This is a genomic window from Rhizobium rhizogenes NBRC 13257 (assembly GCF_000696095.1).
In the GTDB taxonomy this organism is placed as follows: domain Bacteria; phylum Pseudomonadota; class Alphaproteobacteria; order Rhizobiales; family Rhizobiaceae; genus Rhizobium; species Rhizobium rhizogenes.
In genome coordinates, this window is sequence record NZ_BAYX01000006.1 from 257,076 (window position 1) to 274,845 (window position 17,770).

Consider the following 17,770-nt stretch of genomic DNA (forward strand, 5'->3'; position numbering starts at 1 on the left):
TCTGCAGCATGCCGGCGACGGCATGCTGCGACCGCCCATCAGGAGGTAATACCATGTCGACCGTGACATCCGGGGATACGACGCGCAGTCCGATCAGATCGCTCATGCGAAACAATAATATGCTCGGCTTCCTCTTCATGTTGCCGGCCGCCATCTTTCTCGTTTGTTTTCTCACCTATCCGCTCGGGCTTGGGGTCTGGCTCGGTTTCACCGACACGCGGATCGGGCGCACGGGCAATTTCGTCGGATTGGAGAATTATGAATTCCTGGCTCAGGACTCCGTCTTCTGGCTGTCGGTCTTCAATACGCTACTCTACACCTTCGTGGCCTCCATCCTGAAATTCGTGCTCGGCCTTTGGCTGGCTCTGCTTCTCAATCAGCATCTGCCGTTCAAGTCGTTCTTCCGGGCGATCGTCCTTCTGCCCTGGGTCGTCCCGACGGTGCTGTCGGGGTTGGCATTCTGGTGGATCTACGATGCCCAGTTTTCCATTCTCTCATGGTCTTTGATGAAGATGGGCCTGATCGATAGCCCGATCAATTTCCTCGGCAATCCGATCAATGCGCGCATCTCGGTCATCGTCGCCAATGTCTGGCGCGGCATTCCCTTCGTGGCGATTTCGCTGCTTGCCGGTCTGCAGACCATTCCTGCTTCGCTTCAGGAAGCGGCATCTCTGGATGGCGCTACAAGCTGGCAGCGCTTCCGTCATGTGACGCTGCCGATGCTGACGCCGATCATCGCCGTGGTGATGACGTTCTCCGTGCTGTTCACCTTTACGGATTTCCAGCTCATCTATGTTCTGACCAAGGGTGGACCGGTCAACGCGACGCATCTGATGGCGACGCTTTCCTTCCAGCGCGGCATTCCCGGCGGTCAGCTCGGCGAGGGTGCGGCGATCGCCGTCGCAATGATCCCCTTCCTGCTTGCCGCCATCATGTTCAGCTTCTTCGGTCTGCAGCGCCGCAAATGGCAGCAGGGCGGACAGGACTGAGTTCGGGAGAACGCCATGAACACCAAAGCCAACACCGCCACTCCGGTCCTGACCGACAATGTCGAAGGCATGAGCTATCTCAACCGACTGCCTCGGCGCATCGTCATGCTCTATCTGCCGATGGCGGTCTTCGTCTTCGTGCTGCTGTTTCCCTTCTATTGGATGGCCATAACGGCGATCAAGCCGAATGCGCAGTTGACCGATTACGACAATTACAGCCCCTTCTGGGTCGTCGAGCCGACGCTCGATCACATCAAATACCTGTTCTTCGAGACCTCCTATCCAGGCTGGCTCTGGAACACGATCCTGGTGGCAGTCGGATCGACGGCGCTGTCGCTGATCGCCTCCGTCTTCGGCGCCTATGCCATCGAGCGCATACGCTTTACCGGCTCGCGTTCGATCGGGCTGCTGATCTTCCTGGCCTACCTCGTTCCGCCGTCGATCCTCTTCATTCCCCTGGCCTTCATCGTCTTCAAGCTGGGGATCTACGATTCCAGACTGGCTCTGATCTTTACCTATCCGACCTTCCTCATCCCGTTCTGCACCTGGCTGTTGATGGGCTATTTCAGATCGATACCCTTCGAGCTGGAAGAAAGCGCGCTGGTCGATGGCGCCAGCCGGTGGCAGATCCTTATGAAGATCATCCTGCCGCTTGCCGTGCCAGGGCTCATATCGGCGGGCATCTTCGCCTTCACGCTTTCCTGGAACGAGTTCATTTATGCGCTCACCTTCATCCAATCCTCGGAGAACAAGACCATTCCGGTTGGCGTTCTGACGGAATTGGTGCGCGGCGACGTGTTCGAATGGGGCTCGCTGATGGCCGGTGCCCTATTCGGCTCATTGCCGGTCGTCATTCTCTACTCCTTCTTCGTCGACTACTACGTTTCGTCGATGACAGGTGCGGTGAAGGAATGAGGAAGGCCGACAGGGGCGAAGGTGCAGGTTTTGCTCCCAAGCCCTGGATCTAAGCGTCTGTGATCGTTTAATATGCAGGCCCATCACCCGTCGGCGGCGGTAAGTTGCCGGCGGGTTGTCTCTGTTTGGATTGCACACTGATTTCGCCGGAAAATCGTCCGCAGGCATCGCAAGGAGAGGGGACATTCCTGCGGTTCACAGTTGGTGGCGTTTGGCTTGACGGTGGTCTGGGAGCATTCAATAGAACTTGTCTTCTTCAGTCATAGTTTTGCAAGCATAGTAGCAAAGTATGATGTAATATATAATTTACATAATATTATGATATCCGGTATTTCTCCGCGATTATTCTCGAGATTACTGATGATGTTTACGCAATGTAAACCATATTGTCGCAGCAATGTAGCATCAGGTGGAGACCGGGGTGTGGGCGGATGATTGAGCGCCCGGAAATTTCGGGATGATTGAGGGTCGGTAATATCAGGCCCTCATCCGGTGCAACGTTCCCTTGCCCTGTTTGCCGCGGAAGCTTGGCGTCAGCAGCAAAAATTCAAAATCTCGGGTGGGGAACCTTCATGGCAAGTCTGAAAGCATTCGGCATCGTTACGCGCTTGGCGGCAGGGTTTGGCTTCCTGCTCATTCTGATGATCGGTCTGACATTTTACTCAACCGGTCAGGTCGGGAAGATCGATCACAATCTCGGATTGATCAATGACATCAACAGCGTAAAGCAGCGCTACGCGATCAATTACCGAGGCAGCGTTCACGATAGGGCAATTGCGATCCGGGACGTAACGCTCGTGACATCTGCGGATGAACGGCAGACTGCTGTGAAGGTTATCGAGAAGCTCGCCTCGACCTATTCGGAAAATGAAAAAAAGATGGCGGAGATGGTCGCTTCGCCGGCCGGCGCTACGGCCGAGGAGAAGGCGATCCTCGATGAGATTTCCGCGGTACAGGCCAAGACCAATCCGCTGGTTGCCGAGATCATCGCGCTTCAGGACAAAGGCGATGGAGACGCGGCCCGCAAGATCCTTCTGGAACAGGCCAGACCTCAATTCGTCGCCTGGCTGAAAGCGATCAATAAGTTCATCGACTATCAGGAAGCCCTGAACAAATCGATCGGAAGCGAGGTTCAAGGTGCTGCCGGCGGCTTCCATTCGCTCGCTCTGACTGCGCTCGGTATTGCTATTCTCCTGGCATTCGTGGCCGCCGCATTTACGGCGCGCTCCATTACCGGGCCGCTGGACAAGCTCCAGAGCTCGCTGCGGTCGATGGCGGAAGGCAACATGGAGGGCGACCGCAAGCTGGAAAAGCGTGGCGATGAAATCGGCATGCTGGCCCGCGCCGTCGCCGCACTTCGGGATGCAATCTCGGCCAAGGCCGAGCGAGACGCGGATACAGAGGCGACGCGGGCCATTGGCGAACGCAAGAGGCTCGAAGCTGAGGCTGCGGAACGCAACGCCTTGTCGGAACAAACCAATGCCGCTGTGAACCAGCTGGCCGATGGCCTTCAAGGGTTGGCAGACGGCGACCTGACACGCCAGATTACGAGCCCGTTCATTCCGTCGCTCGACCAGCTGCGCGTCGATTTCAATCAGGCGGTGGAGAGACTGCGACTGGCGATGCAAAAGGTCGCCGCGAATGCGAGCGCCATCGCATCGGGTGCGCAGGAAATTCGCTCCGCCTCCGACGATCTTGCGAAGAGGACGGAACAACAGGCCGCCTCGGTGGAGGAAACCGCCGCAGCGCTGGAAGAGATCACGATCACCGTGTCGGGGTCCAGCAATCGCGCGCAGGAAGCCGGTCATCTCGTGCGCAAGACAAAGGAAAGCGCTGAGCACTCCGGCCGCGTTGTTCGTAGCGCCGTCGAAGCAATGGGCAAGATCGAAACGTCCGCGATCGAAATTGGAAACATCATTGGCGTCATTGACGAGATCGCCTTCCAGACCAATCTCCTTGCGTTGAATGCAGGGGTTGAGGCAGCGCGCGCTGGTGAAGCGGGAAAAGGCTTTGCCGTCGTTGCGCAGGAAGTGCGCGAGCTTGCCCAGCGCTCGGCAAAGGCCGCAAAGGAGATCAAGGACCTGATCAACACGTCAAACGATCATGTTCGAAACGGTGTCTCCCTGGTTGGTGAAACCGGAAAGGCGCTTGAAGAGATTGTCGTCCAGGTTCAACAGGTTGACGGCAATGTCGGGGCTATCGTAGAGGCTTCGAGGGAACAAGCAACGGGTCTCAAGGAAATCAACACCTCCGTCAATACGATGGATCAGGGTACGCAGCAGAACGCTGCAATGGTCGAGCAGGCCACGGCCGCGGCCCATAACTTGGCGTCCGAGGCAGAAGCCTTGTTCCAACTGTTGTCGGAGTTCAGAATAAGCGGTCAAAGTATCTCCAATCGCGGCAAACCCGCTGCTATTGCTGCTGCGGGTACGACATCGAAGCCCATCACGTCGCCGGCACGCCGCCTCACCGCGAAGCTGGCTACCGCTTTTCAGGGAAATGCGGCTAGCTCGGACGGAAGCTGGGAGGAATTTTGACAACCTCCATCCTTTCGGCAAAGCAGTAATTTCGCAGTTGTTGAGGTCTTGCCGCAAGCCCGGCACCCGTCATGGTGCTTCGGTCTTCGCGGCGGTTTCCGCCACCTGCGCGCGCCACTGCCTGACCAGTTCCCGCCGCTGCCCCGGATAGCGATCGGCCAGGAGTTCAGCCCTTTGGATCCGGTCGGCGCGAAATATCCGGAAGTCTCCTCGCAGTTCGCACCAACCGGCAATGATCCGCCTGGAATCGAAGAATGCGACAGCGATCGGCCAGATGACACGCTCGCTGTCGGCATCCTTGGCATCCCGATAGACGATGCGGAGCTTCATCTGCTGCTGCATGGCCTGACGCAGAATCTTGAGATCGACCGCGGGTGCGGCAAGCGATGGGCGTGAGATATGGAAGTCGTTGTCGTTCAGTTTGCGCCGGAGTTCTAAGGGAAGTACGGCTTCGATTTTGGAGAGGGCGTCCTGCGCTGCGGAGTGCAGTTCCTCGTCGGCTTGCCGGCTGACCCACTGCACGCCGAGCGCAATTGCCTTGATCTCCTCTTGCGAGAACATCAGCGGCGGCAGCATGAAACCCGGTCTCAACACATAGCCAAGACCGGGCTCGCCTTCGATCTCCGCGCCTATGGACTGCAGGAGTATGATATCCCGGTAGATCGTTCGCAACGACACGCCCGTCTCCTGGGCGAGATAGTTCCCAGTCACTGCTTGCCGATGGCGGCGCAGAATCTGAAGAATTTCGAACAATCTCTGGCTTTGGGACATTGTGGCATCCTCGCACAGATCGTACCGAAATCCACCGACCTGCAGATTGGGTGTGATCGGACCTAATCCATACGGACCAAAACCTTTCCGGTGACTTTATAACCGCCTTCGAGGGCCGTCAGCACGCGGATTGCGTCGATCAGCGGCACGATTTCTCCGATTGGAAGTTGCAGCTTACGCTTGGCGGCCGCCTGAGCAAGGCCATCCAGGATATCGGCCCTTGCCGAGCAAACGATTGGCTTGAGTTTTCGATTGAAGATGGCGCGAATGAACTTGCCGGGCGTCGGGTCGATGTCGAGGAATACACCCCCCTGGCGTAGGAGGCCTAATCCGGTCGCCACCTTCATGGTGCCGGCGGTGTCGTAGACGACATCGAAGCGGTCGCGGATCTTCGATAGATCGGTCGTCCGATAGTCGAACAGCGGCTCTACCCCCAATTCGCGGGCACGCGACATCGCGGCTGCGCTACAGCTACCCGCGACCGTCGCTCCCAGCATCAACGCGAGCTGGACAGCCGCCTCGCCAACAGCACCAGTGCAGCCATTGATGAACACACAGTTGCCGGCCATCACCTTCGCTTTGTCGACAATACCGTTCCACGCGGTCACACCCGGCGTTCCCAGGCATGCAGCCTCCTCGAACGATATAGCCTCCGGTTTATGGGCAAGGAAGGTTTCGGGAGCGATCACGGCTTCGCCAAGTGCTCCGCCATCCTTAATGTGAGCGGAGCCGAACACCGCATCGCCACGCTTGAAGCGGGTCACGCCGGGGCCGACCGAGATCACGGTTCCGGAAAAATCGCTGCCCATGGCGCGGGGGAACTTTTTCCCCGTCACCATTTTCAGGTAACCGTTGCGTACCTTCCAGTCTATCGGGTTGATGGCGGCGAAGTTGACCTTCACCGCAACCTCCTGGTTACCCAGGACGCGAAGCTCGAAATCTGCGAACTTCATCACTTCCGGACCACCATATTGGTCATATTGGATCTGCTTCATAGTCGGCATTTCTCTTGAGGGTTGCTTCAACGACTTCGGCTAGCGGCGTGCTCAGTCGTCCGAGACGGCGCGGCAAATCGGCACTTTCAGTATGCCGTTCACCATGCCGGATACAGAGTTCGTGGCTGGCGGTGCCGATTGCAAACAGCGGCAACGATGTCGTTGGTTGTTACGCCGCGGCGCACTAGAGTTTCAATCACGAGCCGCCCATGGCGGCCCGTCGTTACAATGTGATCATCCTGGGATGCGCTTGGACGGCGGCGGCCTAGGGCTGCTTGATTGTCGCCATATAGGCGGCGTAGGGCGTCGGATCGTAGATCACTTGGGAGGATGCAATCTTGCCATCCTTGATCTTGATCAACTCGGCGACAATTGAATGCGGGACGGGATGAGTTTCAACCTGATAGACAATAGCGGCCTGCTCATCGTCGCCATATACGGCCAGGACGTCCATCTTCTTGAGCATGCGGGCAAAGCCGTCCTGGAAGCCACGAAATGCCTGCATACCGGTGATCGTCCCGATCGGAGAGATGCAGACGACATCTTCAGCCGAGATCTTGACAATGGCGTCGACGTCCTTGTTTGCCATTGCTTCGATGTAGGTGCGAGCGATCTTCGCGGCGGCTCCGTTGTGTTCAGCCATGATTGTATCCTTTCGTAGTGATGTGTGGCTGAAACAGTTCTAGGCTGGGCCAGTGACATCTAATGTCAGTAGGGTACGGTTTCTGATTGTGTATATTTGAGTTATACAACTTTTAGATGATTTCCCTTACCGGATAGCTGCCCGCCGCAGGTGAGCTAGCCGGCGCCGGCATTTCCGTCGTTCAGCGACGGCGGTCCTCTGTCGTCTCTAGCGGCATAGGAGGAGTCTTTCTCCCGTAACCTTGCAATTTTCGCCGATACAACCTCGGCGACAAACTCCGTCGCCGTAGGCACACATAAGTCTACGATCGAAAAATTGTATTTTATAAATATTGCGAATGTGTACAAAGAAAATACAATTTTGTTGACTCACGCCTGAGTGCATGCAAACTTTCGGACATCGGCCGCCAAACTCGCCTCAGAGCGGCCCTGAATTGTCCGGAGGTTCTCGATGAAAAGCAGCAAGAGCAGTCTGTACGACGACCTGAAGCGTCAGATTCTGACCATGGAACTTGATCCGGACGAGGACCTGGACGAGGCAAGTCTGAGTGAGCGCTATGGGCTTTCGCGCACGCCGGTGCGGGAGATTTTCCGCCGTCTTGCGGGCGAAGGATATGTCGATATCCGCGAGAACAAAGGTGCTCGGGTCATCCCGATGAACCACTCGACGCTCAGGAACTTCTTTCTCGTCGCTCCGATGATCTACGCGGCGATCGGCCGTCTGGCGGTCCAGAACTTCAAGCCCAAGCAGCTTTCCGATCTCAAGGATACCCAGGAGCGCTTTCGCGCGGCAAGCCAATCCACCGACCCGCTTGCCATGGTTCTGGAGAACAATCGCTTTCACGAGATCATGGGCGAGATGTCAGGCAATGTTTACCTGCAGCCCAGTCTCGGACGGCTTCTCATCGATCACGCCCGCATCGGCCATACGTTCTTCCGGCCACGCAACGAAAACATGAATACGCGCTTGAGGCTGTCGGTCGAACATCACGACGGCTTCATTGCCGCGATCGCCGCCCACGATGAAGACGCCGTGGTCGATCTTGTTTTCGAGCATTGGGAACTCTCCCGCGAGAACATGGAGATGTTCATCGCACCTGAAGGATTGAAGGCGGACGCGCTCGTCGGGGCCGTCTCCGCATCGTTGGAGAAACAATCGTGAAATTTGAAGGCATCTATCCGCCAGCGGTTACGCCCTATGCGGCCGACGGCACTATCGACAGGCAGGCATTTGCCGATGTCCTGGAGTCCCTCGCCGAGGCCAAGGTTCATGGCATCATCGTCGGCGGTTCTACCGGCGAGTATTATGCTCAAACCGCGCAGGAGCGTTTCGATCTCGCAGCCTATGCGAAGGATGTCCTTGGAAGCCGGATGCCGCTGATTATCGGCACGGGTGCGACGCGCACCGAGGACTCCGTCGCGTACGCCAAGGCAGCCAGGGAAATCGGCGCAGACGCAATTCTCGTCTCCTCGCCGCCCTATGCCATGCCGACCGATCGGGAAAATGCCGTCCACGCGCTTGCGATCGATCGGGCCGCCAACCTGCCGATCATGCTCTACAACTATCCCGCCCGGATGGGCGTCTCCATGGGCGAGGAGTACTTCTCCCGCGTCGGCAAGTCGAAGAACGTCGTCGCCATCAAGGAAGCCTCCGGTGACATGGCGCGCGTCCATATGCTGGCGCGCGACTTTCCGCATATCGGCCTGTCCTGCGGCTGGGATGACCAAGCGCTCGAATTCTTCGCCTGGGGCGCCCAAAGCTGGGTCTGCGCCGGCTCGAACTTCCTGCCGCGGGAGCACGTCGCGCTCTATGAGGCATGCGTTCTCGAAAAGAATTTCGACAAGGGTCGCCGGATCATGTCCGCGATGCTTCCCTTCATGAACGCCCTCGATGGCGGCAAGTTCGTGCAGTCGATCAAGTTTGGCTGTGAGCTGAGCGGACTGAAGGTTGGTCCGGTCCGAGCGCCGCTTCGTCCCCTCAATTCCGAAGAGAAACGCGCGTTTCAAACCGTCGTCGCCAATCTCAAGCGCACGGTTGCGCAGATCACATCGGGAGCCAACCATGCATGACGTTCTGACCGCGGGTGAATATGCAGCAATAGCGCAGACGCTTGAGCTTCCCGGAAACGCCTTTATCAACGGCGCGTTTCGTCCGGCCGCATCCGGAAGAACCTACGAGACGATCAATCCTGCCACCGGCAAAGTCCTGACCTCCGTCGCTGCTTGCGATGCCGAAGATGTCGACTATGCCGTCAGCAAGGCCAAGGAAGCCTTCGATGACGGTCGCTGGCACCTGCGCTCGCCTGGAGAACGCAAGACGGTCCTCCTCAAATTCGCAAAGCTCCTGGAAGAAAACAGCCATGAGCTGGCGGTCCTGGAGAGCCTTGATAGCGGAAAGCCGATCCGCGAATGCCAGACGGTGGACGTACCGGATACGATCCACACGATTCGTTGGCATGCGGAACTGATCGACAAAATCTACGACAACACCGCTCCGGTCGGCGCAAACGCCTTGACGCTTGTCGTCCGCGAACCGATCGGCGTCGTCGGTTGTGTTCTGCCCTGGAACTTTCCTCTGCTGATGCTGGCCTGGAAGATTGGGCCTGCACTTGCCGCGGGATGCTCGGTGATCGTGAAGCCGGCCGAGCAGACCTCGCTGACGACCTTGCGTGTTGCCGAACTGGCCCATGAAGCCGGCGTTCCGGCGGGGGTTCTTAACATCGTTACCGGGACCGGCAAAGATGTCGGGGAGCCGATCGGCCTGCACAAGCATGTAGACATGGTCAGCTTCACCGGCTCGACGGTGACCGGAAGACGGTTCCTCCGCTACGCCGCCGACAGCAACCTGAAGCGCGTCGTCCTTGAATGCGGCGGCAAAAACCCTGCCGTCGTTATGGACGATTGCGAAGACATTGATCTCGCGGCCGAACAGGTCGTGGCCGGGGCCTTCTGGAACATGGGCGAGAACTGCTCTGCGACCTCAAGGCTCATCGTTCACGCCTCGATCAAGGACGAGTTGCTGACGCGTGTCGGCGCCTATCTGCGTGACTGGAAGATGGGAGATCCACTCGATCCGGAAAACCGTGTCGGCTCGCTGGTGAGCCCCGAGCATTTCGAGAAGTTGAAATCCTATCTCGATCACGCCGCCAAGGAGAAGCTCTCCGTGGTGTTCGGCGGCCAGACGGACAAGTCGATCTTTGTGGAGCCGACGGTGATCGATGGCGTCGATCGAAACAGTCGCCTGTTCCAGGAGGAGATCTTCGGGCCGATCCTGTCGGTCACCACCTTCACCACCCTGTCGGAAGCCATCGCATTGGCCAACGACACGCCCTACGGCCTGGCGGCGTCGGTTTATACCGGCAGCCTTCGCAATGCGATCAAGCTGTCCCGCGAAATCCGCGCGGGTGTGGTGACGGTGAATTGCTTTGGCGAAGGCGATGCGACCACGCCGTTCGGCGGGTTCAAGGAGTCCGGCTTTGGCGGCCGCGACAAGTCGATCCATGCACACGACCAGTACACCGAGTTGAAGACGATCTGGATCGACGTCTCGGATCGGTCGGTGGACGAGACGGTCAGATGACCACCAAGTCCGTCAAACGCCTGCCGGTGGAAAACGGCATTTCGGGCTGGGAGGCGATCAGTCAGCGTTCGTTTCCGGTCCGGAGCCTGGAAGGCGACGTGACGGCGGACTGGCTGATCATCGGCGCGGGTTTTGCGGGCCTATCCGCGGCGCGTCGCCTGCTCGAACTTCGCCCGGACGACAGGATCGTCATCCTGGAGGCGAGCGAAGCGGGTAAGGGCACCGCGGGCCGAAATTCGGGCTTCATGATTGATGTTCCGCACAATCTCTCCTCCAGCGAATATTCGAGTGGCGGCACAGATGCCACTCGACTGGAGATGGCCCAAAACCGCTCTGCGATCGCCTTCGCCACACAGGCGGCTGACGAATACGGAATGTCGCGTGAGACTTTCGATCCCTCGGGCAAGATCAATGCTGCGGCGACGGCGCGGGGCATGAAGCTGAACCTAAGTTTCGGCCAGTCCCTGAAGGGTGCGGGCGAGAAGCACGCTTTCCTCAACGCGGCCGAGATGCGCGAGATCACCGGATCAGACTACTATCTCGGCGGGCTTTACACGCCGGGTGCGGTTCTGATCCAGCCGGCGGACTATATCCGTCAGTTTGCCGCCGGGCTTTTGAGCAAGGTGGAGCTCCTCGAGCGTTCGCCCGTCACCTCGTTGAGGCGTGAGAATGGGACCTGGACGGCTGCATCCGCGCGCGGAACGGTCACTGCGCCCAAGGTGATACTGGGTGTGAACAGCCATATAGAAGATTTCGGCCATTTCCGCGGCCGCCTGATGCACATCTTCGCCTACGCCTCGATGACTGCGCCGTTTCCGGCGGAAGATTTCGGCCGCGATGTCTCGGGGCGCGACAGATGGGCGCTGCTTCCCGCTGACGCGATGGGGGCGACGGTTCGTAAGATCACCTCCGGCGGACAGTCGCGCATCGCGATCCGCACCAAATACACCTACGAGACGACCACCAGCGTAACGGATCGGCGCATGGCCAGAATGGCCGAAGAGCACAGGAGTTCGCTCGATGCGCGGTTTCCGGGTCTGAAGGGCATACCGTTTGCACATAGTTGGGCGGGGCGTCTCTGCCTTAGCCGGAACCACGTACCCGCCTTCGGCGAGATCGAGGAAGGGCTTTACTCCGCCTGCTGTGAAAACGGGCTCGGAACCGTGAAGAGCACCCTGGCTGGCATGATGGCGGCCGAACTGGCGACCGGGACCACCTCCCGGCATCTCGAACAGTACATGGATCACCCGCAGCCTGCGAGGCTACCGCCGGAGCCGTTCGCATGGCTCGGCATCAACTCGGTGATCCGATTGCAGGAATTGCGTGCTGGCCGCGAAGGATGACCTTTCAGCCGCGCAATGGCGAAGACCGGGCACGCTGCGGGTCTTCGATAAAAATGGGAACAAAAACTAGGAGAGAAACCGTGAAGACATTGTGGAAAGCATTATGCGCCGCTGCGATGGTCGGAATGACCATGCTGCCCGCTCGCGCTGAAGAAAAGACGATTACGATGGGGACCCTGTCGTGGGAAGACCTGACGCCGATCACCGGGATCACCAAGAAAGTGCTCGAGGACTCTGGTTACACCGTCAAGGTGACAGAATTCTCCGAATGGGGCATTGCCTATGCTGCGCTCAGCAAGGGCGACATTCAGGTCCTGGCCTCGCAGACCGATTATGTGGCCCAGGACTACTGGGACAAGAACAAGAACCGCCTTGAGAAGATTTCGCCTGTCTCGCACGGTCTCTATCAGGCACTCGTCGTTCCGAAGTACGTGCCGATCGACTCGGTAGAGCAACTCAACGAAAATGCCGACAAGTTCGGCGGCAAGATCATCGGCATCGAGCCGGGATCCGGCCTGATGCGCGATGCGGCGAACGCTGTCAAAGCTTATGACCTGAAGCTTCAGCTCGTCGAAGGCAGCACGGCGGCGATGACCGCTGCCCTGAAGTCGGCGATCGACCGCAAGGAATGGATCGTCACCACGATCTGGGAGCCGTCATGGATGGCCCAGAAATACGAGGTGAAGTTCCTCAAGGATCCGAAGGGCATCTTCCCGCCGCCACAAAGCTACTACTGGATCGGCCACAAGGGCTTCTCGGCGGATTACCCGCATGCGCGCGAAGTGATGGCCAGCGTCTACATTCCGCTTGCCGACATCACTTCCATCAACGGTGAGGTCAAGGACGGCAAGACCATGGACCAGGCCGTGAAGGACTGGACGGACAGCCACGCGGATCTCCTGAAGCGTTGGGAGAACATCAAGAAGAACTAACCGACGGATTGATCGCCCGGTCCTTTTCCGGGCGGTCAATCCCAACATCAGTCGACAAGAGAAGCCAGCTTTGAACTGGTTCCAGGGGATCGAGATGAACAAATCGGATATCGGCAACAGCGACATTTTGATCGACTGCCAGTCGATCTGGAAGATCTTCGGCGACAAGGCCGGCGTGGCTGTAAAAGCCGTAGTGGAAAAAGGGTTGACCAAAAAGCAGGTCCTTCAGGACTACAACTGCGTGGTCGGCGTCTCCAATGCCAGCATTCAGGTCCGTCGCGGTGAGATCTTCTGCATCATGGGATTGTCCGGCAGCGGAAAATCTACGCTCATCCGGCTTCTCAACAGGCTGATCGCGCCGAGCCTTGGCAAGGTGATCGTAAAGGGGCATGACCTCGCCACGCTGAGTGCTGCGGACCTCCGCCAGACGAGAGCCCGCCACATCGGAATGGTCTTTCAAAGCGTTGCACTTCTGCCGTACCGAACGGTTCTCGAGAATGCCGCCTTTGGGCTGGAAGTTCAGGGGATCGGCAAATCGGAGCGAAACAAGATTGCGATCGAGGCACTTGAGAAAGTGGGCCTTGCCGACTGGCTGTCCCGTTACCCGGCAGAGCTGTCGGGCGGCATGCAGCAGCGTGTGGGCCTGGCTCGTGCAATTGCGGCAAATCCGGAAATCATTCTGATGGACGAGCCGTTCAGCGCGCTTGATCCGTTGATCCGACGCCAGCTTCAGGACGAGTTTCGGCAGCTTACGAAGGAGCTGGGAAAGTCGGCGGTTTTCATCACCCACGATCTGGACGAAGCGATCCGCATCGGAGACCGGATCGCGATCATGAAGGATGGTGTCATTATCCAGGTTGGTACGGCCGAGGAGATCGTGCTCAATCCCGCTGATGATTACGTGGCGGAATTCGTTGCCGGGATATCCCGTCTCCATCTCGTAAAGGCCCACTCGGTCATGAGTTCGGTCGCCGAGTATCAGCGGGTACATCTGAACTCCGACATCGCTACGCTGACGACCACGACGCCGGAAGCGGACATCGACGAGCTGATCGGCCTCACCATGCAATCCGATCGCGATGGCATCGCGGTGGTCGATAGCGGTTCTATCATCGGTGTCGTCACCACCCGAAGTCTCCTGCGAGGCGTCAAAGGCACGCAACCCGACGAACTTGGCGCGGCATAATCCGTATCTCTAGTTGGAGCGTTCCGAGATGGACAGTTCAAGTTTTGCAGATGCCTTCGACACGACGACGGACGCCGCACTCGAATGGGTCAGCGACAATGGCGGGTTTGTTTTCGACTTCTTTCGAACCGTCCTTGAAGGATTGTACGATGGTGTCCTCTTGGCGCTGCAATTTGCGCCCTTCTACGTCGTTGCGATCGTCATCGCTGCCTTGGGTTGGCGGTTGGTCAACGTATGGTTCGGCATATTCGCCGCCGTGGCCTTGGTGTTCTGCGCAGCGATCGGCCTCTGGCCCGAAACCATGAGCACGCTGGCCCTCGTCATTACCGCGACATTCCTGGCGTTGTTTGTTGCAATTCCCGCTGGTGTTATTGCAGGGTTTGTACCGGCGCTCGATCGGATACTCGAGCCGATCCTCGATCTCATCCAGACCATGCCTCCCTATATCTATCTGCTTCCGGCAATTGCACTTCTCGGATACGGGCCTGCAACTGCGCTGGTCGCCACCGTCATCGTAGCCATGCCGCCGGCATTCCGGCTGACCTCTCTCGGTATTCGGATGACGCCGCTGGAGTTCGTGGAACTGGGTCAGGCCAGCGGCATGACCGGCCTGCAAACCTTCTTCAAGATACGGCTGCCGTTTGCGATGCCGAGCATCATGGCGGGAATAAATCAGAGCCTGATGATGGCGTTCGGGATGGTGGTGATAGCGGGGATCGTCGGCTCCGGCGGGCTTGGCGAAACCATCTACGGTGCGATACGGACCCTCGACATTGCCAAATCCATCAACGCCGCGATTGCAATCGTTGTCCTGACGATGGTTCTCGATCGTCTGGCACAGGGCGCCGCGCGCGTCAGCTATGGAGGACGGACATGAATCCTTCAATTCTGGACTATTCGCCGGGAGTGCTGCTTGCGCCGGCGGTTGACTGGCTCAACACCAACTTCCACCCGCTATTCGCGACGATCAGCGCCGTGATCGAAGCCGTGTTGAATGCCATTGAAGCCGTGCTGCTGTCGCTGCCGCCTTACGCGGTGATCGCCTTGGTCGTCATATTCGCCTTCTCGGTTGCTGGCTGGCGGGTTGCCATTCTTGCGGCATGCGCTCTCGGCTTTTGTCTGACAGCCGATCTTTGGGTGCCTTCGATGCAGACGATTTCGCTCGTTACCGTTGCGGTCCTCATCTCCGTCGTCATTGCGTTCCCGCTCGGGATCCTGGCATCGCGAAATAGGAGCATCGAGGCACTCATCCGGCCCATTCTCGATATCATGCAGACCGTGCCGCCTTGGGTCTATCTGATACCGGCCGTCATGATCTTCAGCCTCGGACGGGTGCCCGCGATTATCGCAACGATCGTCTACGGTGTCCCACCCATGCTGCGGTTGACGACGCTCGCCTTCCGTCAGGTGCCGAATGATCTGAAGGAGCTCGGCCAGGCAATCGGCGCGTCACCGACCTCGATCCTTCTCAAGATCGAGATCCCGTCCGCCAAGCCGACGCTGGTGGTCGGCCTCAACCAATGCATCCTGCTCTCCCTGGCCATGGTCGTCCTGGCTGGCCTCGTCGGAGCGGGCGGCCTTGGCGCGGAGGTAACCAGAGGCCTGACACGCATGGAAATGGGTCTCGGGCTTCGCGCCGGGCTCTGCATCGTTGCGGTCGCTCTTTTGCTCGATAGGCTTTCGCGTGGTGCGCTTCAGCGAAAGCGCACGGCACCAACATTCTAGCATTTCCGGAGTTCACACATGCGCCGCAGTTTCTTTTGTATCGATTCACACACCTGCGGGAACCCGGTTCGCGTTGTCGCCGGTGGCGGACCGTTGCTGCCCCATATCTCGATGGCGGAGCGTCGCGAGATCTTCGTCCGGGACCACGATTGGGTCCGCAAGGCGCTGATGTTCGAGCCGCGAGGGCATGACATCATGTCGGGCGCGATCATCTATCCTTCCGTTCGGGAAGATTGCGATTTTGCCGCCTTGTTCATTGAGGTCAGCGGTTGCCTGCCGATGTGCGGGGCAGGGACGATAGGCCTTGCGACCGTGGCGATAGAGGAAGGCCTGATCACCCCGAGGGTGCCGGGCAGATTGTCGATCGAGACGCCAGCCGGGAAGGTCGACGTCGACTATCAGCTGAAGGACGGTTTCGTGGAGGAAGTCCGGCTCTTCAATGTCGCGAGCTATCTGCATAGCAGGGATATCGTTGTCGACGTCTCCGGTTTGGGTTCTCTATCCGTCGATATTGCCTATGGTGGGAACTTTTACGCCGTCATTGAGCCTCAGGAAAACTGGAGCGGGCTGGATGGCATGAGTGCCACCGATATCGTTACGCTCAGCCAGAGACTTCGTGACGCGCTCTCTGTGGTCTGCGATCCGGTTCACCCCGACGACGAACGCATTCGGGGCGTGCACCACGCAATCTGGTGTGATGCAGCCGGCAGCGAAAACGCCGATGGCCGCGGTGCCGTTTTCTATGGAGACAAGGCAATTGACCGATCTCCCGGCGGCACCGGCACCTCGGCGCGCATGGCACAGCTTTATGGTCGCGGTCGTCTTGGAATTGGCGATTCATTTCGCAATGAAAGCCTGATCGGAACGGTGTTCGAAGGGCGCATCGAAGGTGCAGCCTTGGTCGGCGGTATCCCGGGCATCTTGCCGAGTATAGGCGGTTGGGCCAGGGTCATCGGCCACAATACAATCTTCGTCGACGAACGTGACCCACTCGCCCACGGCTTCCAAATTCGGTAAATGACAAGGGGAGAAGGACGGAGCATGTCCCGCCGAGACGGCTAAGTCCGCATGTATCGAAAGCATTGGTGCTTTCGAAGGCGTGAAACACGAGGTTTTGAAATGAAGACGAGAGATCACGCGCAGTCTTCCGGCAACGCCGCGCAAAAGAAGCGGCTGAAGATCGGGTTCGTGCTCGCGAGGTCTTTCACCCTTTCCGCCTTTGCCCTGTTTGTCGATACATTGAGACTGGCAAGCGATGATCTGGATCGCTCCGGCCGTGTTCTTGCCGATTGGCACGTACTCGGCAGTACCCGGCACCTCATCACCGCAAGCTGCGGTGTGCAGGTTGCGCCGACCTCCGACTTCATCGATCCCAGCCAGTTCCATTACATCGTCGTTGTCGGGGGACTGCTGAACCTGGAAAACCCCGTTGACCGCGAAACCGTCGAATTCCTGCGGCTGGCCGACACCAAGGGCGTTCCGCTCATCGGGCTCTGCACGGGCTCCTTCATCCTTGCGGAAGCAGGCTTGATGAAGCGGCATCAGACCTGCGTGAGCTGGCTGCATTATCAGGCTTTTCGCGAACGCTTTCCCGATCACGACGTTCGCTCGGATCGTATCTTCAACCTCGACCGCACGCGCGGCTCATGCGCCGGCGGCAGCAGTGCTGCCGACATGGCCGCGTCGCTCGTGCGGCGCTATATCAGTAGGGATGCGGAGCGAAACGCGCTGGAAGTGCTGCAAATCGAGAAGGCACGATCCCCCACGGATATCCAGCCCCGGCGTCCTCTCTATGAGGATTTCGAGGATACCCGCGTGAAGGCGGCGCTGATCACCATGGAGCAGCATCTCGACGGGGAGCTCTCGATCGAAAAACTCGCTGCATTGGTCGGGCTGTCCCGCCGGCAGCTCGAGCGGATTTTCCTGGAAAAGGCAGGCATCTCCCCCGCCAAGGCTTACAATCTCGTCAGGCTCGAGCGTGCCAGGACGCTTTTGACGCAAACCAAAAGCTCGGTGATCGAGGTCGCGCTGGACGTCGGCTTCGAAAGCGCTTCGCATTTTTCGCGGTGCTGCAAGCGCATGTATGGACGGACGCCAACGCAGATTCGAGCAGCAGCGGCGCAGCCTTGAACGGGTGAGGAAGGCCGCGCTGGAT

At 58.6% G+C, this 17,770-nt stretch carries 16 protein-coding genes; 13 read left to right on the forward strand and 3 right to left on the reverse strand.

From position 1 onward, the window contains the following. Positions 1 to 53 precede the first annotated feature (53 nt). The 3 genes from RRH01S_RS15350 (at position 54) to RRH01S_RS15360 (ending at position 4,441) form a co-directional block, all read left to right on the forward strand. Positions 54 to 989: a carbohydrate ABC transporter permease gene (locus RRH01S_RS15350; RefSeq protein WP_007700304.1), complete on the forward strand. Its 936-nt coding sequence runs from the start codon at positions 54 to 56 to the stop codon at positions 987 to 989. A 15-nt stretch (positions 990 to 1,004) separates the two neighbouring features. Continuing rightward, positions 1,005 to 1,904 (forward strand): carbohydrate ABC transporter permease, encoded by a 900-nt coding sequence (locus tag RRH01S_RS15355; RefSeq protein ID WP_012649781.1) that lies wholly within the window; start codon positions 1,005 to 1,007, stop codon positions 1,902 to 1,904. Positions 1,905 to 2,476: 572 nt separating this feature from the next. Beyond that, a complete protein-coding gene (locus tag RRH01S_RS15360; RefSeq protein ID WP_042472642.1) occupies positions 2,477 to 4,441 on the forward strand; it encodes a HAMP domain-containing methyl-accepting chemotaxis protein in 1,965 nt (654 codons plus the stop codon). A gap of 69 nt (positions 4,442 to 4,510) precedes the next feature. Here RRH01S_RS15360 and RRH01S_RS15365 read toward each other — a convergent pair whose 3' ends face one another. The 3 genes from RRH01S_RS15365 to RRH01S_RS15375 all read right to left on the reverse strand — a co-directional run bounded on the left by RRH01S_RS15365 (position 4,511) and on the right by RRH01S_RS15375 (position 6,850). Then, the gene (locus RRH01S_RS15365; protein WP_042472645.1) at positions 4,511 to 5,212 is read right to left on the reverse strand and encodes a helix-turn-helix transcriptional regulator; all 702 of its coding nucleotides are present in this window, start codon (positions 5,210 to 5,212) and stop codon (positions 4,511 to 4,513) included. A 62-nt stretch (positions 5,213 to 5,274) separates the two neighbouring features. Beyond that, positions 5,275 to 6,207 carry an NAD(P)-dependent alcohol dehydrogenase gene (locus tag RRH01S_RS15370; protein ID WP_042472648.1) on the reverse strand — a complete coding sequence of 311 codons (933 nt, stop codon included), beginning with the start codon at positions 6,205 to 6,207 and terminating at the stop codon, positions 5,275 to 5,277. Between the two features lie 265 nt (positions 6,208 to 6,472). Beyond that, on the reverse strand, positions 6,473 to 6,850 hold the full coding sequence (locus RRH01S_RS15375) for a nuclear transport factor 2 family protein (protein ID WP_007700323.1): 378 nt from the start codon (positions 6,848 to 6,850) through the stop codon (positions 6,473 to 6,475). A gap of 450 nt (positions 6,851 to 7,300) precedes the next feature. Between RRH01S_RS15375 and RRH01S_RS15380 the strand changes: the two genes are divergently transcribed. The 10 genes from RRH01S_RS15380 (at position 7,301) to RRH01S_RS15425 (ending at position 17,745) form a co-directional block, all read left to right on the forward strand. Then, positions 7,301 to 8,011, forward strand: coding sequence for a GntR family transcriptional regulator (locus RRH01S_RS15380; RefSeq protein WP_007700326.1), 711 nt, complete (start codon positions 7,301 to 7,303; stop codon positions 8,009 to 8,011). Then, the gene (locus RRH01S_RS15385) at positions 8,008 to 8,919 is read left to right on the forward strand and encodes a dihydrodipicolinate synthase family protein (protein WP_007700329.1); all 912 of its coding nucleotides are present in this window, start codon (positions 8,008 to 8,010) and stop codon (positions 8,917 to 8,919) included. Before RRH01S_RS15380 ends, RRH01S_RS15385 begins: the two co-directional genes overlap by 4 nt. After that, positions 8,912 to 10,429 carry an aldehyde dehydrogenase gene (locus RRH01S_RS15390; RefSeq protein WP_042472653.1) on the forward strand — a complete coding sequence of 506 codons (1,518 nt, stop codon included), beginning with the start codon at positions 8,912 to 8,914 and terminating at the stop codon, positions 10,427 to 10,429. The genes RRH01S_RS15385 and RRH01S_RS15390 overlap by 8 nt, the downstream gene beginning before the upstream one ends. Continuing rightward, positions 10,426 to 11,772, forward strand: coding sequence for an NAD(P)/FAD-dependent oxidoreductase (locus RRH01S_RS15395; protein WP_042472658.1), 1,347 nt, complete (start codon positions 10,426 to 10,428; stop codon positions 11,770 to 11,772). The genes RRH01S_RS15390 and RRH01S_RS15395 overlap by 4 nt, the downstream gene beginning before the upstream one ends. A gap of 80 nt (positions 11,773 to 11,852) precedes the next feature. Then, positions 11,853 to 12,704: a glycine betaine ABC transporter substrate-binding protein gene (locus RRH01S_RS15400; RefSeq protein WP_007700339.1), complete on the forward strand. Its 852-nt coding sequence runs from the start codon at positions 11,853 to 11,855 to the stop codon at positions 12,702 to 12,704. 94 nt (positions 12,705 to 12,798) lie between these two features. Further along, positions 12,799 to 13,890 (forward strand): quaternary amine ABC transporter ATP-binding protein, encoded by a 1,092-nt coding sequence (locus RRH01S_RS15405; protein ID WP_042472660.1) that lies wholly within the window; start codon positions 12,799 to 12,801, stop codon positions 13,888 to 13,890. Positions 13,891 to 13,918: 28 nt separating this feature from the next. Further along, positions 13,919 to 14,767: an ABC transporter permease gene (locus RRH01S_RS15410; protein WP_042472663.1), complete on the forward strand. Its 849-nt coding sequence runs from the start codon at positions 13,919 to 13,921 to the stop codon at positions 14,765 to 14,767. Beyond that, positions 14,764 to 15,615: an ABC transporter permease gene (locus RRH01S_RS15415; RefSeq protein WP_042472666.1), complete on the forward strand. Its 852-nt coding sequence runs from the start codon at positions 14,764 to 14,766 to the stop codon at positions 15,613 to 15,615. Before RRH01S_RS15410 ends, RRH01S_RS15415 begins: the two co-directional genes overlap by 4 nt. Before the next feature lie 18 nt (positions 15,616 to 15,633). After that, entirely contained in the window at positions 15,634 to 16,632 is a 999-nt protein-coding gene (locus RRH01S_RS15420) for a 4-hydroxyproline epimerase (protein WP_042472668.1), read from the forward strand. Between the two features lie 102 nt (positions 16,633 to 16,734). Then, positions 16,735 to 17,745: a GlxA family transcriptional regulator gene (locus tag RRH01S_RS15425; protein WP_012649795.1), complete on the forward strand. Its 1,011-nt coding sequence runs from the start codon at positions 16,735 to 16,737 to the stop codon at positions 17,743 to 17,745. The last annotated feature ends 25 nt before the right edge of the window (positions 17,746 to 17,770 follow it).